Genomic DNA, 15,203 nt, shown 5'->3' with positions numbered 1-15,203 from the left:
GACCCCCACCGACCGCCCGCCCGACCGCCGGAGGCAAAGGCAGGAGCCCCGTCGCCTTGCGGCGCGGGGCTCCTTGGGTACTGCTATCTGTTCCGGATCAAAGCACCAGGCTCCGAGACCGAATAACTACGATCGGGTGACTCAGACGGGGGTGACGTTCTCCGCCTGCGGGCCCTTCGGACCCTGGGTCACGTCGAAGGAGACCTGCTGGTTCTCCTCCAGCGAGCGGAAGCCGCTCGCGTTGATCGCGGAGTAGTGAACGAAGACGTCGGGGCCGCCGCCTTCTTGGGCGATGAAGCCAAAGCCCTTTTCGGCGTTGAACCACTTCACGGTTCCGGTAGCCATAAGCCCTCCTTGGGCCCAAAGGGTTGCCCTGCTCCAGAACCCTGCAAGTGTGAAAACAAGTCCCGCACTACTGCATACGTCTGAAAACGACTAGAGCCTGCGGTTACATGCTCCGCAGGCTCTGTACTGCAAGGGAAACCAAACTGCAACTTGGCGGCGAGCCTAGCACGCGGGCAGCCGAAAGCAATAGAGGCCAAGATCACATCACCCGGACGTTTGAAGATCGCCAAAGGCTTGACTGTGGGGCCGAAGTATGGAGCGTACCGCATGAGGTCTAGCCTCACGTTGTGGACAATTCTCGCACCCGGCCGCGCGTCGGCCACATCCAGTTCCTGAACTGCCTGCCCCTGTACTGGGGGCTCGCGAGAACGGGCACGCTTCTCGACTTCGAGCTGACCAAGGACACCCCGGAGAAGCTCAGCGAGCAGTTGGTGCAGGGGGACCTCGACATCGGGCCGATCACGCTCGTCGAGTTCCTCCGCAACGCGGACGACCTGGTCGCCTTCCCCGACATCGCCGTCGGCTGCGACGGCCCGGTGATGTCCTGCGTGATCGTCTCGCAGGTCCCGCTGGACCAGCTCGACGGCCGTCGGGTCGCGCTCGGCTCGACCTCGCGGACCTCCGTCCGCCTCGCCCAGCTCCTCCTCGCCGAGCGCTACGGCGTCCAGCCCGACTACTACACCTGCCCGCCCGACCTGAGCCTGATGATGCAGGAGGCCGAGGCCGCCGTACTCATCGGAGACGCGGCCCTGCGCGCCAACCTGCTCGACGGGCCCCGCTTCGGGCTCCAGGTGCACGACCTCGGCGCGCTCTGGAAGGAGTGGACCGGGCTGCCGTTCGTCTTCGCCGTGTGGGCCGCCCGCCGCGACTACCTGGAGCGCGAACCCGTCATCACCCGCAAGGTCCACGAGGCCTTCCTCGAATCCCGCAACCTCTCCCTCGAAGAGGTCGGCAAGGTCGCCGAACAGGCCGCCCGCTGGGAGGAGTTCGACGAGGAGGTCCTGGAGCGGTACTTCACCACCCTCGACTTCCGCTTCGGTGCCCACCAGTTGGCCGCGGTCGCCGAGTTCGCCCGCCGGGTCGGCCCGACCACCGGTTTCCCGGCCGACGTGAACGTGGAACTGCTCCAGCCGTAATAGCCGTACAGACAGAAGGTGGCGCACTACCCTGCTGGAAGTCGTACGGGGGAGGGGTGGACGGCATGCAGCCGCTCGGAGACGACGAACCCACGGTCGTGGGGCCCTACCGGCTGCTCGGCCGGCTCGGCTCCGGCGGGATGGGCCGGGTCTACCTCGGGCGCAGCGCGGGCGGTCGTACGGTCGCGGTCAAGATCGTGCATCCGCACTTCGCGCTCGACGAGGAGTTCCGCGCCCGCTTCCGCCGCGAGGTCGACGCCGCGCGCCGGGTGGGCGGCGCCTGGACGGCCCCCGTCCTGGACGCGGACCCGGAGGCCGCCGTGCCGTGGGTGGCCACGGCGTACGCGGCCGGTCCGTCGCTCTCCGGCGCCGTCGCGGACGGCGGGCCACTGCCCACGGCCACCGTACGGGCGCTGGGCGCGGGGCTGGCCGAAGCGCTGACGGCCGTCCACGAACTGGGCCTGGTGCACCGGGACGTGAAGCCGTCCAATGTGCTCCTCACCCTCGACGGGCCGCTCCTCATCGACTTCGGGATCGCCCGCGCCACGGACGGCACCGCCTCCCTCACCTCCACCGGCGTCTCCGTCGGCTCGCCCGGCTACATGGCCCCCGAGCAGATCCTCGGGAAGGGCGCGACCGGGGCGTCGGACGTCTTCTCCCTGGGTGCCGTGCTGGCCTACGCGGCCACCGGTGAGTCGCCCTTCCCCGGTGACTCCTCGGCCGCCCTCCTCTACAAGGTCGTCCACGAAGAGCCCCAACTGGGTGAGATGGACGGTGAGTTGCGGGAGCTGGCCCTCGCCTGTCTCGTCAAGGACCCTGCTGCCAGGCCGACTCCGGGCGAGGTGGCGCGGCGGCTCGCTCCGGACGGGGCCGTGCGGCTGGTGGCGGGCGGGTGGCTGCCGGGGGCGTTGGTGGAGCAGGTCAGCCGAAGTGCCGTACAGCTGTTGAATCTTGAGGCCGCGGGGGTGGCCGAGGGGGTGCCTTCCGGGCCGGTGGGGTTCAGTAGTCCCTCGCTCGGCAGTGCGGGTTCCGGAGCCTTCGGGCCGCCGCCGGTGATGCCGTTGGGCGCGCCCACTGCGCCGCCTTTCGTAGTGCCCGAACCCCGTGACGCGCTTCCGCACGACACGCTGCCCCCGGATGCGGGACGCCGTTCCGGGAAGGTCTCCCTCTCCCTCGGGGCCACGGCGGCTCCGGGGGCCGACAGGCGTGGCCGCAAGGTCAGTTGCGCGCTCGTGGTGGTCGTCGCCGGGTTCGCCGCGGTGGTGCTGGGGCCGCTCGCGCTGTACTCCTGGCTGCCGGGTGACAGCGGCAAGGACACCTCCGCGGGCTCGGCCACCGAGCCGACCAAGAGCAAGGCCCCGAGCGGCGCGTCGAGCGCCACCCCGAGCAGTACGTCGACCAGCGCAGCGACCGACGTGCCGAGCCCCGCGCCCACCGCGGCCGAAGGCACTCCGCTCTCGTCCGTCCCCGCCGTCTACCTCGGCACCTGGGAGGGCGAGGGCACCGCACTCGGCGGCACGCTCCCGGACGGGACCTTCCGGATCACGGTCGCCAAGGCCGGCGTAGGCCAGCAGGTGGGCATCCTCCGGCAGACCGACCAGCTCGGCGGGGTCTGCGAGGACGTACTGACCCTGAAGCGGGTCACGAAGACCCAGCTCGTCGCGTCGGCAGCGGGCGCGAAGACCAACCGCGACGTGTGCAACCAGGCGGCCCACACCGTCACCCTCACCCCCGTCGGCGACGACCTCAAGTACGTGTCGGACAGCTCGGCCGAGGGCTCGCCGACCGCGCGCATGTCGAAGGTCGGGTAGGGACCGGGGGCCGTCGAGTGGACTACGACCATCTCCTGATCGCCCTCGCGGGGGTGTGGGGCGCCGGTGCGGGGGCCGTGGTGGCGCGGGTCGGGCGGCGCGGTGTCGGTACCGCGCTGCTCGTGGTGCTGGTGTGCGTCGCGCTCGCCGTCGCCACCGGGATCCGGCCCGAGGTGGGGGTGTGGCTGCTGCTCGCGCCCGCAGCCGTCCTGTCCGCACGGTCCGTCGCCGACCTGGCGCTCCCCGCCGCGGGTGTCGCCCTCGTCCTCCTCGGCGCCGTGACCCTCCTGCCCGAGCACGCCGGGCACTGGCGGACCGCGCTGCTCGGGGCCCTGGCGCTGGGCGCCGGGTACTTCGCGCTGTCGCGCCTGGACCCGGGCGGTGGCGGGCTGGGCATCGGGGAGGTGAAGGTCGGGGTCGCGGTGGGGGTCGTCCTCGGGTGGTACGGGTGGCCGACGGTGATGCTGGGGGCGTTCGCGGGGTTCGCGCTCAGGGGGTTGTACGGGGGTGTCCTGGCCCGGAAGGGGAGGACGGCGGCCCCATTTGGCCCGTTTCTGCTCGCCGGTGCCTTCCTCGGGCTGCTGGTCGGGGCGTACACGGCCTGAGGCCGGGACCCGCGTGGCCTGAGGTCGGGGCGGGAAATCCGCTGGCGTAGGCTGGCGAAGTCCGTCCGCAACACCTGCGTGTCCGCGACCCTTGACGAAAGGGACCTCCCGGTGACCGAGAAGGCCGAGCTTCAGTCCGTCCTCGACCGTGCCGCCGAGGGCGGGCGCATCACCCCCGAAGAGGCGCTCGACCTCTACCGCGACGCCCCGCTGCACGCGCTCGGCGCCGCCGCCGACGCCGTACGCAAGCGGCGGTACGCGGGTACGGAGCACATCGCGACGTACATCATCGAGCGGAACATCAACTACACGAACGTGTGCGTCACGGCGTGCAAGTTCTGCGCGTTCTACGCGGCCCCCAAGGACACCGCCAAGGGCTGGACGCGGGACCTCGACGACATCCTTCGCCGGTGCGCGGAGACCGTCGAACTCGGCGGTACGCAGATCATGTTCCAGGGTGGACACCACCCGGACTTCGGCGTCGAGTACTACGAGAAGCACTTCGCCGCGATCAAGGCCGCGTACCCCCAGCTGGTCATCCACTCCCTCGGCGCGTCCGAGGTCGAGCACATGGCCCGGATCTCGAAGGTCTCCGTCGAGGAGGCCATCTCGCGCATCCACGCGGCCGGTCTCGACTCCTTCGCCGGCGCGGGTGCGGAGCTGCTCCCGGCCCGCCCGCGCAAGGCGATCGCGCCCCTCAAGGAGTCCGGCGAGCGCTGGCTGGAGATCATGGAGGCGGCGCACAACCTGGGCGTCGAGTCCACGTCGACCATGCTCATGGGCACCGGCGAGACCAACGCCGAGCGCATCGAGCACCTGCGGATGATCCGTGACGTCCAGGACCGCACGGGCGGCTTCCGGGCCTTCATCCCGTACACCTACCAGCCCGAGAACAACCACCTGAAGGGCCGCACGCAGGCCACGCTCTTCGAGTACCTGCGCATGATCGCCATCGCGCGTCTCTTCATGGACAACATCGCCCACATCCAGGGCAGTTGGCTCACCACCGGCAAGGAGGTCGGCCAACTCTCCCTGCACTACGGCGCGGACGACCTCGGCTCGATCATGCTGGAGGAGAACGTCGTCTCCAGCGCCGGCGCGAAGCACCGCTCCAACCGCCTGGAGATCATCGACCTGATCCGCAAGGCGGGCCGCGTCCCCGCCCAACGGACCACCACGTACGAGCACATCGTCGTCCACGACGACCCGGCGAACGACCCCGTCGACGAGCGGGTCATGTCCCACATCTCGTCCACGGCGATCGAAGGCGGCACGGCCCACCCGGAGTTGAAGCTCCTGTCCGCCAACTGACCTGCCCGTGCTGACGATTCACACGGCGGACGAGGGCGGGGCGGTCGCCGTCGAGGGTTCCCGGATCGCGGGCACCGGGACGCTGCCGGAACTCCAGCAGCGCTTTCCCGGTGCACGGGTGCGGAGTTGGCCGGGCGTCCTGGGCCCGGCCCGCGTCCACGAGGGCCCCCTCCCGGCCGCCCCGAGCCCACGCGAACGCATTCACGCCGTACTGAAGACGGGCGCGACGGCCGTCCTGGCGGAACACGTGGATTCACTCGAACTCCGGGTGGCGGCGGAACGGAACGGGGTCGAGATCCTCACCCGCCCGCGCCCTATGACTCTTGTAGACCTTGGCCGTGCCGACCTAGCCGTATTCGATGGGGCCGGCACCTGCATCGCGACGGTATGCGCAGGCCGCCTAGTCCACAGACGCCGCTAGGGGCAGTTCCCTTAGGGGCGCGGGGCTGTGACATTGTGCGGCTCCGCCGCGTGGGCGCACCTAGCGACAACGAACGGTCACCCGGCAAACGCTTCCCCAAACGCCCCCGAACTCTGCGTCACCCCACTGCAATCGGTCGCCGCATCGTCATCGGACGACCCGCTCTCACACTGCTGATCCCGAAACGTCGACCACATGGATACCCACGCGACCTCCTTCGACTCGGCGAACTTCCGCACCTGCGCCGCGTCCGACAGCGAAAACGTCTCCCCCGACACATCGTTGACCCCGATCATCGAGGTCAACGCCATCCCCTGCCACGCCCCCGCATCGGACAACCCGAACACCTTCTTCAACTGGGTGTGCGTGGCCGTGGCCGACGTGATCGCATAGTCGCCCATGTCCCCCGTGTACGACTCGCCGTAGTTCATCGTCATGATGTTGACCGTGGAGACGGCGACCGCGTTGTCGTTCGCGGACTCCAGCAGGGCCAGGCTGTCGGAGTCGAGACCGGACGGCATCACCGGCAGGGTGAAGGACACCTGGAGGTCGGTGCGTTCCTTCTGGAGCACGGCTATCGCCTTGGACCGCAGGGCGACCGACGCCGAGTCGGTGAGCGCGTCGCCCTCGATGTCGAAGTCGGCCTGGGTCGAACCGGCCGCGTCCAGCGCCTCGCCGTACGCCTTCGCGAGCGCGGTCACACTCGTGCAGGTCTCGGCCAGCTCCTTGCCGGAGGCTCCGCCGAAGGAGACCCGGACGGTCGCGCCGGACGTCTTGAGCGCCGCGATCCGGGACTTCACGGCCGCGTTGTCGATCGCGGTCGTGCCGTTCCACTCCGGCGTGCACGTGCTGCCCTTGGCGATGGCGAAAGCGAGGTTGTACGTCGACGGCGACCCCGTGCCGTCCGTGTCGGCGGCGGTCGTGACGCTCACGTACGGCGCGTAGGACGTCGTCGAGGACGACGAGGCCGAGGGCGTCGGGGAGGCGCTTTCGGCGGGGCTCGTACTCGCCTCCTGGGTCGCTGACGGTGCCGCGTCCGACGAGTCTTCGGAGCTCGAGGAGCATCCGGTGACCGTGAGGGCAAACAAGCAGGTGAGCCCGGCCGCCGGTTTCAGGAAACTCCTCATTGAGCATGCACCCTTTCCGTGTGGGGACGGTGATTTCTGTCTCAGGATGGAAACAGAGCCGGTTTCCGGAGCCTAAATGAAGCACATGGGGCTGTGTCTCACGAAGACAGAGAAAACATAGGAAACCCACGGGTATCGAGACGCGAAACGGTCAACTCGGGCGACGAAGCGGAATATTGATGACACTACCGACACCGGCCGCTCATATGGCATTTCCTGGGTTCTCTAAGGGAAGGCACAGGTCCCGGCATTTTTCTGGGCGGGCTCACAAGAGAATCAGAGTTTTGGTCACATAAAGGCGGCCTAATGTCTGGGGAATGCAATCCGAGTCCGCCATCGATAACCAAGCCTCTGCGCGCGGTCGCCGCCGCAAACGCGGCAACGAGTCCGCTGAAGGCCCTGTGTTCGTTGACAACTCCGGCCGCCGGTCCAAGGTGCTGCGCCGGATCGGCCTCCTCATGGGCACCGTCTGCCTCGGGTACGCGTTCGTACTCGGCATGGCGTTCATGGGCTGGGGCCTCTCGATCAACCCCTCCTCGCTGCTGCCGTTCGGCGGCGGCCAGGCCGGTTCGGCTCCCGGCGGTGGCTACGGCCCCGACGGCGGCAGAGGCGGCGTAGCGCCCTCCGGTGTTCCGACCGGCGCCCCGACCGACATCCCCTCGGGTGCCCCCACGGGTGCGGCCCCGTCCTCCTCAGCCACCGCACACTGACCGGAGCGCCACCGCAGCCATGACTACGACGACTCCTTCGCGTGGGCGCCGGCGCGCCCCCACTCGGATGGAGCGCGCGGCCGGAAAGGCCGCCGCGCTCCAGCGCCCCCGAGTGATTCTCGCCCTGCTGCTTCTCCTCGGCCTCACCTGCGTGATGCTGCTCGACGGCTACCTGCGCGCGGAAGTCGGCGGCGACCAGCGCGTCCGGGACGGCGCGAGCGCCGGCAAGGTCCCCGACAAGGTGCTCAACGGCGGCCCGATCCTGACCTTCCGGAACGGCAAGCCGGTCACCCAGACCATCCCGAAGAAGACCATCGTCCTCACCTTCGACGACGGCCCGAACCCCACCTACACGCCCACGGTCCTGAAGATCCTCAAGAAGTACGACGTGCCGGGCACGTTCTTCCTGGTGGGCTCGATGGTCTCGCGCTACCCGAGCATCGTGAAGCAGATGGTCTCGGAGGGGAACGAGGTGGGCATCCACACGTTCACCCACGTCGACCTCTCCTACCAGAGCGACGCCCGTATCAAGCGGGAGATGGAACAGACGCAGCTCGCGCTCGCGGGCGCGGCCGGGATCACCACCACGCTGTTCCGCGCGCCGTACTCCTCGGAGACGGACGCCATCGACAACTACAGCTACCCCGTCTACAAGAAGCTCGGCGCGTCCGGCTACACCAGCGTCTTCGTCGACACCGACAGCGACGACTGGAAGCAGCCCGGGGTCGCGAAGATCATCAAGTGGGCGACGCCGTCCGGGACTTCGGGGTCCTCGGTGCTCTTCCACGACGCCGGCGGGGTGCGCTCGCAGACCATGAAGGCGCTGCCCCAGTACATCGAGAAGATGAAGGCGAAGGGCTACACGTTCACCACCGTGAGCGGCGCCATCGCCAAGAACACCGCCGCCCAGCGGGCGAGCGGGACCGGTACGGGAGCGGGCGCCGGAGCGGCCGCCGGGACGAGCACCGGCACGGTCGAGGCGGGCGCCCAGCCCTCCGCGGCACCGTCCGCTGCGCCCTCCGGCGCACCCGGCACCACCGGCGCAGCGAACGGCAGCGGCACCGGCACGACCCCGGTCGACTCGGCCGTCGGCGGCGCGGGCGCGGCAGGCGGGGGCACCGGCAACGGCACCAACCGCAACGGCACCCGCCAGACCTCGATCCTCCAGGGCGCCCACCGCGAGGCCACCGGCATGACCCTCTACGAGGGCAAGGCGCTCATCTACGCCGTCACGGTCGCCGAGTGGGTGGTGCCGGGACTTGCGGCAGGCTTGACCGTCGTCGGCGTCGCCGTGATGAGCCGCTTCGGGATGATGCTGATCCTCGCCCGGCGGCACTACAGACAGCGCAACAAACGCCGGTTCAGTTGGGGTCCGACCGTCACCCGCCCGGTGACGGTGATCGTCCCGGCGTACAACGAGAAGGAGTGCATCGCCAACACCCTTGAGTCGCTGGCGAAGAGCACCCATCCGATCGAGGTCATCGTCGTCGACGACGGCTCCTCGGACGGCACCTCGGAGATCGCCCGCGAGGCGGCCCGCTCCTTCGGCATGACGAACGTCCGGGTCATCCGCCAGGAGAACGCGGGCAAGCCGGCCGCCCTCAACAACGGTGTGCGCAGCGCGAGTTACGACATCGTCGTGATGATGGACGGCGACACCGTCTTCGAACCCGACACCGTACGGCAGTTGGTGCAGCCCTTCGCCGATCCCGAGGTCGGCGCGGTCGCGGGCAACGCCAAGGTCGGCAACCGCAACACGGTCATCGGCGCCTGGCAGCACATCGAGTACGTGATGGGCTTCAACCTCGACCGCCGCATGTACGACCTGCTGCGCTGCATGCCCACCATCCCGGGCGCGATCGGCGCGTTCCGCCGCGAGGCGGTGCTCCAGGTCGGCGGCATGAGCGAGGACACGCTCGCCGAGGACACGGACATCACCATCGCCATGCACCGCGAGGGCTGGCGGGTCGTCTACCAGGAGCACGCCAGGGCCTGGACGGAGGCCCCGGCCTCCCTCAAGCAGCTCTGGTCGCAGCGCTACCGCTGGTCGTACGGCACCATGCAGGCCCTGTGGAAGCACCGCAAGTCCCTTACGGACAAGGGTCCTTCGGGCCGCTTCGGCCGGGTCGGCATGCCCCTGGTGGTGATCTTCCAGATCATCACGCCGGTCTTCGCCCCACTGATCGACGTCTTCACCGTCTACTCGATGATCTTCGTCGACTTCTGGGCGTCCCTCGCGATGTGGTTCGCGGTCCTCGGCATCCAACTCCTGTGCGCGGCCTACGCGTTCAGGCTGGACAAGGAGAAGTACCGCTATCTGCTGATGATGCCGCTCCAGCAACTGGCCTACCGCCAGATGATGTACCTCGTCCTCATCCACTCCTCCATCACCGCCCTGACCGGCGGCCGGCTGCGCTGGCAGAAACTCAAGCGCACCGGCGAGGTCGGCACACCGGCGGGGGCGAGCTGATGAGCTGGGAGCAGCAACCGGGATACGGGGGTGGGTACGGCCAGCCCCAGCAACAACCTCAGTACCCCCAACAGCCGTACGGCTACGACGGGTACGGCCAGCCCCAGCCGTACGGGCAGCCTCAGCAGCCGTCCCCGTACCCGTACCAACAGCAGCAACAGCCTCCGCAGTACGTCGACTACGGGCCGCCGGTGTACGCGACGGCGCCTCTTCCCGTCGTAGAACCGGAGTTGGAGCCGGAACCCGAGACGGAACCCGAGACGGAGCCGGTGGTCGAGTCCGAGGCGGTGGTCGAGGAGGTGGTCGAGGAGGCCGCGCCCGCGGTCAAACCGGCGGGGCGTGACCGGTACTTCGACACCCTGCGGGCCGTCGCGCTGATCCGGGTCGTGACGTACCACACCTTCGGGTGGGCCTGGTGCGGGATGGTGTTCCCCTCGATGGGGATCATGTTCGGGCTGGCCGGGACGCTGATGGCGAAGTCGCTGGAGCGGCCCGCGTTCAAGGTGGTCAAGAGCCGGATGCGGAGGCTGCTGCCGCCGTTCTGGTTCTGGGGCTTCTTCGTGCTCGTCGCGATGATGATCCACGACTGGATGCCGGGCTGGCAGATCATCTTCTGGGTGGTGCCGGTCGGGGATCCGCCGGGCAACGCCTGGGGGCTTCAGGCCTGGGAGATCCTCTGGTACCTGCGGACGTATCTGTGGTTCGTGCTGCTCTCACCGGCGCTGCTGTGGATCTTCCGCAAGGCGCCGATCCCGGTGCTGCTGCTGACGCTGGTGCCGATCGTGGTCCTGAAGTACGTGTGGGCGGGGCCGGACAACCGCTTCGGCAACGCCCTGTGGGACCTGTCGACGTACCTCTTCTGCTGGATCCTCGGCTTCGCGCACCGCGACGGGGTGCTCCAGAAGCTGAAGCCGTTCCTGGTGGTGACGCTGTCGGTCGCCGCGATCGTCTTCGGCGGCTGGTACGCCTTCACGCACCAGGCCGAGGCCGGCACCTACGACCTGGACGAGAACCCGCTCGCCCAGACCTACTGGTCCGCCGGTTACGTCATGCTGCTGATGTGGGCCAAGGCCTACTTCGCCATCGACTTCGCCTGGCTGACCCGCTTCAAACGGCTCGACCGGATCGTCACGATCTTCAACTCGCGTGCTGTGACGATCTATCTGTGGCACGAGATCGCGCTGGTGCTCGCGGTGCCGCTGACCGACCAGTTCTGGAAGGTGCCCGCCTTCGAGAAGTGGCTGCCGCTGGGGAGCCAGTGGTTCATGTTCGGCATCGGCTGGATTCTGATCGCCCTCTTCATCGTGCTGTGCGGCTGGGTGGAGGACGTGGCGGCGAAGAAGAAACCGAGGCTGCTGCCGTCGTGAAGTCTCCGGGCTTCCTTTTCACAGCGGGTTCTACGGGCCGGGCGCCTTCGGGGTGCCCGGCCCGTACTGCCACAATGGGCCCGTGACCCGCGCATCCCTGGACAAGCAGCCGCACGAAGTCGCCTCGATGTTCGACGACGTGGCGGAACGGTACGACCTCACCAACGACGTGCTGTCGCTCGGCCAGGACCGCCGATGGCGCAAGGAGGTCACGAAGGCGGTCGACGCCCGCCCCGCGCAGAAGATCCTGGACCTGGCAGCCGGTACGGCCACGTCCTCGCTCCCCTTCGCCCGGAGCGGCGCCTATGTCGTCCCCTGCGACTTCTCCCTCGGCATGCTCCAGGTCGGCAAGAAGCGCCACCCCTGGCTGCCGCTCACGGCCGGCGACGCCACGAAGCTGCCGTTCAAGGACGACACGTTCGACGCCGTGACCATCTCCTTCGGGCTGCGGAACGTGCAGGACACGGACGCCGCGCTGCGCGAGCTGTACCGGGTGACCAAGCCCGGCGGCCGGGTGGTGATCTGCGAGTTCTCGCACCCGACCTGGGCACCCTTCCGCACGGTCTACACCGAGTACCTGATGCGCGCGCTGCCGCCGGTCGCCCGGTCCGTGTCCTCGAACCCGGACGCGTACGTCTATCTCGCCGAGTCCATCCGCGCCTGGCCCGACCAGCCCGCGCTGGCCGAGCGGCTGACCGGGGCCGGCTGGTCGAAGGTCGCCTATCGCAACCTGAGCGGCGGGATCGTGGCCCTGCACCGGGGCTTCAAGGGAACCGGGGAACTCTGAGGGCTCGGCGGCTCCGCTAGCCGAGCACCGACGCGAAGAACGCGTCGCCCGGCGGCTCGTCCAGCTCGCGCTGCATCCCCCCGCTCGGCGGCCGGGGTACGCGCGGCTCGCGCATACCGCCCCCACCGTCCCCCTCACCGAAGTCGAACCACACGTAGACGACGGAGTCCCGCGGCACCTCGGCATCGGGCTGCGGGTACTGCCGTACGACGTAGTCGACGACGGCGAGATGGAAGTCGGGCCGGTCCGGCGAGTTGATGAACAGCCCGCGCGACTGGGCCGTCTCGCGCGCGTCCACGGCCATCAGGCCGACGAGCCGTGGCACGCGCACTTCGGGTGTTTTGGGTGTTAAGCGCACAGATGTCACCCCCAGCGGTACCGGCAGGGTAACCCCGGTCCGGTCCCGACCGGAAGCGTCAAGTGTCGTTCTGTAGCTGTTAGTTACTCTCAGTTACAGTACGAGCCGGTAGCAGTGCCCCTCCTCCGCGCGCGAGGGCGTGGTGAAGACCTCCTCGAGCTTCATGCCCAGCCGCCGGGTCACCGCGATGGACCGGGTGTTGCCGGCCAGGACCATCGCCACCACGCTCGGCACCCCGGCCGCCCGCACCCGCTCCAGGGTCGCTTCCGCCGCCGCGGTGGCATACCCCTGGCCCCAGAACTCCCGTCCCAGCCGCCAGCCGATCTCGATCTCACCCTTCGGTCCCCAGTCCTGCGGCCACGGCTGGGCGCCGGTGAAGCCGATGACCCGGTCGGTGTCGTCGAGCATCGTCCACAGGCAGAAACCGCGCTCCGCGTCGTGCCGGCGCTGGCGGGCGGTGAGTTCCTCGTAGACGGACAGTTCCGCGGACCGGCCGCCGTGGAACTCCATGACATCGGGGTGGTCGAAGGCCCGGTGCCAGGCGACGGCGTCCTCGTCGGTGGGGACACGCAGCCGTACTGCGGGGAGAGCTCGGTTCACGGGGCAGCCCTTCAGCCTGGTGATCAGCGACGCTGAATAGACTGCCCATGTCCAGTGCCGGTCGGCACGCAGATCGCGAACTTCGGGAGATCCCGCCGTGACCGAGCCCCTCTCCGAAAACACCGCCGATGTGATCGTCGTCGGCGCGGGGCCAGCCGGCTCCGCCACCGCCTACCACCTCGCCAAGTCCGGACTCGACGTACTCCTGCTGGAGAAGACCCAGTTTCCGCGCGAGAAGGTGTGCGGCGACGGCCTCACCCCGCGCGCCACCAAGCAGCTCGTGGCCATGGGCATCGACATCTCCGAGGAGGCCGGCTGGCTGCGCAACAAGGGCCTGCGCATCATCGGCGGCGGCGTCCGTCTCCAGCTCGACTGGCCGGATCTCGCCTCCTTCCCGGACTACGGCCTCGTCCGCAAGCGCGACGACTTCGACGAACAGCTCGCCCGCAACGCCCAGAAGGCGGGCGCCCGCCTCTACGAGCGCTGCAACGTCGGCGCCCCGATCATCGACGAGCGCACCGGCCGGATCACCGGCGTCAACGCCAAGCTCGGCGACGAGAAACGCGAAGTCACCTTCCATGCGCCCCTGGTGGTCGCCGCCGACGGCAACTCCACCCGGCTCTCCCTCGCGATGGGCCTGCACCGCCGCGAGGACCGCCCGATGGGTGTCGCGGTGCGCACGTACTTCACCTCGCCCCGCCACGAGGACGACTACCTGGAGTCCTGGCTGGAACTGTGGGACCGGCGCGGCGCCGAGGACCGCCTGCTGCCCGGCTACGGCTGGATCTTCGGCATGGGCGACGGCACCTCGAACGTCGGCCTCGGTGTCCTCAACACCTCCGACTCCTTCAAGGAGTTGGACTGGCGCGAGGTGCTGAAGGCCTGGTGCGCGTCCATGCCCGAGGACTGGGGCTACACCCCGGAGAACATGACGGGCCCGATCCGCGGCGCCGCCCTCCCGATGGCCTTCAACCGCCAACCCCACTACACGAAGGGGTTGTTGCTGGTCGGCGACGCCGGCGGTCTGGTGAACCCCTTCAACGGCGAGGGCATCGCCTACGCCATGGAGTCCGGCCAGCTCGCCGCCGACGTCATCGTCCAGGCCCACGCCCGCCCGACCCCCGCGAGCCGCGAACTGGCCCTCCAGCGCTACCCGCAGGTCCTCAAGGACACCTACGGCGGCTACTACACGCTGGGCCGCGCCTTCGTGAAGCTCATCGGCAACCCGAAGGTCATGAAGATCGCGGCCCAGCGCGGCCTGACGCACCCCCTGCTGATGAAGTTCACCCTGAAGATGCTGGCCAACCTCACCGACCCGACGGGCGGCGACGCGATGGACCGCATCATCAACGGGCTGAGCAAGGTGGCGCCGAAGGCGTAGCCGTAGGGCCCCCTTGGGGCTTGGGCGCGATCAGCCGCTGAGCGCGGCCGTCTTGGCGGCCCGGCGGGCGAACACCTCGTCCCGCCGGTCCGCCACCTGCCGCAGCGCCTCCTTGCGGTCCCGCTTGGAGAGGCGGTCCAGATAGACCTGGCCGTTGACGTGGTCGGTCTCGTGCGCGAGGCAGCGCGCGAAGTAGCCCGTGCCTTCGATCACAAGCGCGTCGCCGTCCTTGTCGAGCCCGCGCACCACGGCCCGGTCGGGACGCGGTACGTCCATCACGGCGCCCGGCACCGACAGGCACCCCTCGCCCTCGTCGAGCAGCCGGCGCCCGGCCGGGTCGAGCGGGTCGAGGACCGGGTTGACGATGTGTCCGACATGTCGGACACCGTCGTCGTCGGGGCAGTCGTACACGAACAGGCGCAGATCCACGCCCACTTGGTTGGCCGCCAGGCCCGCTCCGTCGGCGACGTACATGGTGAGGAACATGTCGTCGATGAGCGCGGCGAGATCGGGCCCGAACTCGGTGACGTCCCGGCTCGGCCGGTGCAGGACCTCTTCACCGACCTCGGTGACGCGCCGCACGCGGCCGCGTCCGGCCTCGGGTGCGGGGCGGGGGTAGGAGTCGACGGGGCTGCCCTGGACGAAGACACGTGGCATGACTTGCTCTCCTCGGGTTTGGCGTCCGGCTGTGTGGTCAGCCGAACTGAAGAACCTTGAGAGAAGAGCCTTTCAGGGAAGCCGCGAACTCCGGTAGGAAAGCGGCGAACTCCGGTG

At 69.1% G+C, this 15,203-nt stretch carries 15 protein-coding genes; 10 read left to right on the top strand and 5 right to left on the bottom strand.

Going from position 1 to position 15,203, the window contains the following annotated elements; genetic code table 11:
* Nucleotides 1–141 precede the first annotated feature (141 nt).
* Nucleotides 142–345 (bottom strand): cold-shock protein, encoded by a 204-nt coding sequence (locus JHN63_RS13330; protein WP_003992177.1) that lies wholly within the window; start codon nucleotides 343–345, stop codon nucleotides 142–144.
* A 287-nt stretch (nucleotides 346–632) separates the two neighbouring features.
* Here JHN63_RS13330 and JHN63_RS13325 point away from each other — a divergent pair, with 287 nt between their 5' ends.
* The 5 genes from JHN63_RS13325 (at nucleotide 633) to JHN63_RS13305 (ending at nucleotide 5,629) form a co-directional block, all read left to right on the top strand.
* Nucleotides 633–1,481 carry a menaquinone biosynthetic enzyme MqnA/MqnD family protein gene (locus JHN63_RS13325; protein ID WP_200679995.1) on the top strand — a complete coding sequence of 283 codons (849 nt, stop codon included), beginning with the start codon at nucleotides 633–635 and terminating at the stop codon, nucleotides 1,479–1,481.
* A 65-nt stretch (nucleotides 1,482–1,546) separates the two neighbouring features.
* Nucleotides 1,547–3,292 (top strand): serine/threonine-protein kinase, encoded by a 1,746-nt coding sequence (locus JHN63_RS13320; RefSeq protein ID WP_200679994.1) that lies wholly within the window; start codon nucleotides 1,547–1,549, stop codon nucleotides 3,290–3,292.
* 17 nt (nucleotides 3,293–3,309) lie between these two features.
* Nucleotides 3,310–3,897, top strand: a complete 588-nt coding sequence (locus tag JHN63_RS13315) for a hypothetical protein (RefSeq protein ID WP_200679993.1) — start codon at nucleotides 3,310–3,312, stop codon at nucleotides 3,895–3,897.
* 111 nt (nucleotides 3,898–4,008) lie between these two features.
* Nucleotides 4,009–5,208 carry a cyclic dehypoxanthinyl futalosine synthase gene (gene mqnC, locus JHN63_RS13310; RefSeq protein ID WP_200679992.1) on the top strand — a complete coding sequence of 400 codons (1,200 nt, stop codon included), beginning with the start codon at nucleotides 4,009–4,011 and terminating at the stop codon, nucleotides 5,206–5,208.
* Nucleotides 5,209–5,215: 7 nt separating this feature from the next.
* A complete protein-coding gene (locus tag JHN63_RS13305; RefSeq protein ID WP_200679991.1) occupies nucleotides 5,216–5,629 on the top strand; it encodes a hypothetical protein in 414 nt (137 codons plus the stop codon).
* Nucleotides 5,630–5,706: 77 nt separating this feature from the next.
* Here JHN63_RS13305 and JHN63_RS13300 read toward each other — a convergent pair whose 3' ends face one another.
* The gene (locus JHN63_RS13300) at nucleotides 5,707–6,756 is read right to left on the bottom strand and encodes a chitinase (protein ID WP_200679989.1); all 1,050 of its coding nucleotides are present in this window, start codon (nucleotides 6,754–6,756) and stop codon (nucleotides 5,707–5,709) included.
* A gap of 401 nt (nucleotides 6,757–7,157) precedes the next feature.
* Between JHN63_RS13300 and JHN63_RS13295 the strand changes: the two genes are divergently transcribed.
* The 4 genes from JHN63_RS13295 to JHN63_RS13280 all read left to right on the top strand — a co-directional run bounded on the left by JHN63_RS13295 (nucleotide 7,158) and on the right by JHN63_RS13280 (nucleotide 12,090).
* Nucleotides 7,158–7,466 (top strand): hypothetical protein, encoded by a 309-nt coding sequence (locus JHN63_RS13295; protein WP_200679987.1) that lies wholly within the window; start codon nucleotides 7,158–7,160, stop codon nucleotides 7,464–7,466.
* 19 nt (nucleotides 7,467–7,485) lie between these two features.
* Complete coding sequence (locus JHN63_RS13290) at nucleotides 7,486–9,936, top strand: bifunctional polysaccharide deacetylase/glycosyltransferase family 2 protein (protein WP_200679985.1); 2,451 nt, start codon at nucleotides 7,486–7,488, stop codon at nucleotides 9,934–9,936.
* The gene (locus JHN63_RS13285; protein WP_200679978.1) at nucleotides 9,936–11,303 is read left to right on the top strand and encodes an acyltransferase; all 1,368 of its coding nucleotides are present in this window, start codon (nucleotides 9,936–9,938) and stop codon (nucleotides 11,301–11,303) included. Before JHN63_RS13290 ends, JHN63_RS13285 begins: the two co-directional genes overlap by 1 nt.
* A gap of 82 nt (nucleotides 11,304–11,385) precedes the next feature.
* On the top strand, nucleotides 11,386–12,090 hold the full coding sequence (locus JHN63_RS13280) for a demethylmenaquinone methyltransferase (protein ID WP_200679976.1): 705 nt from the start codon (nucleotides 11,386–11,388) through the stop codon (nucleotides 12,088–12,090).
* A 16-nt stretch (nucleotides 12,091–12,106) separates the two neighbouring features.
* Here the strand turns inward: JHN63_RS13280 and JHN63_RS13275 are convergent, their stop codons facing one another.
* Nucleotides 12,107–12,421, bottom strand: a complete 315-nt coding sequence (locus tag JHN63_RS13275) for a PASTA domain-containing protein (protein WP_200679974.1) — start codon at nucleotides 12,419–12,421, stop codon at nucleotides 12,107–12,109.
* 120 nt (nucleotides 12,422–12,541) lie between these two features.
* Nucleotides 12,542–13,048, bottom strand: coding sequence for a GNAT family N-acetyltransferase (locus JHN63_RS13270; RefSeq protein WP_307781883.1), 507 nt, complete (start codon nucleotides 13,046–13,048; stop codon nucleotides 12,542–12,544).
* Between the two features lie 97 nt (nucleotides 13,049–13,145).
* Here JHN63_RS13270 and JHN63_RS13265 point away from each other — a divergent pair, with 97 nt between their 5' ends.
* Nucleotides 13,146–14,429, top strand: coding sequence for a geranylgeranyl reductase family protein (locus JHN63_RS13265; protein ID WP_200679972.1), 1,284 nt, complete (start codon nucleotides 13,146–13,148; stop codon nucleotides 14,427–14,429).
* A 30-nt stretch (nucleotides 14,430–14,459) separates the two neighbouring features.
* On the opposite strand, the gene def is transcribed toward JHN63_RS13265, so the two are convergent.
* On the bottom strand, nucleotides 14,460–15,086 hold the full coding sequence (def, locus tag JHN63_RS13260; protein WP_200679970.1) for a peptide deformylase: 627 nt from the start codon (nucleotides 15,084–15,086) through the stop codon (nucleotides 14,460–14,462).
* Between the last annotated feature and the right edge of the window lie 117 nt (nucleotides 15,087–15,203).

Source organism: Streptomyces sp. MBT65, from assembly GCF_016612545.1.
GTDB lineage: Bacteria > Actinomycetota > Actinomycetes > Streptomycetales > Streptomycetaceae > Streptomyces.
The sequence above is the reverse complement of the archived record's forward strand: the minus strand, read 5'-3'. Positions and strand labels throughout refer to the sequence as shown.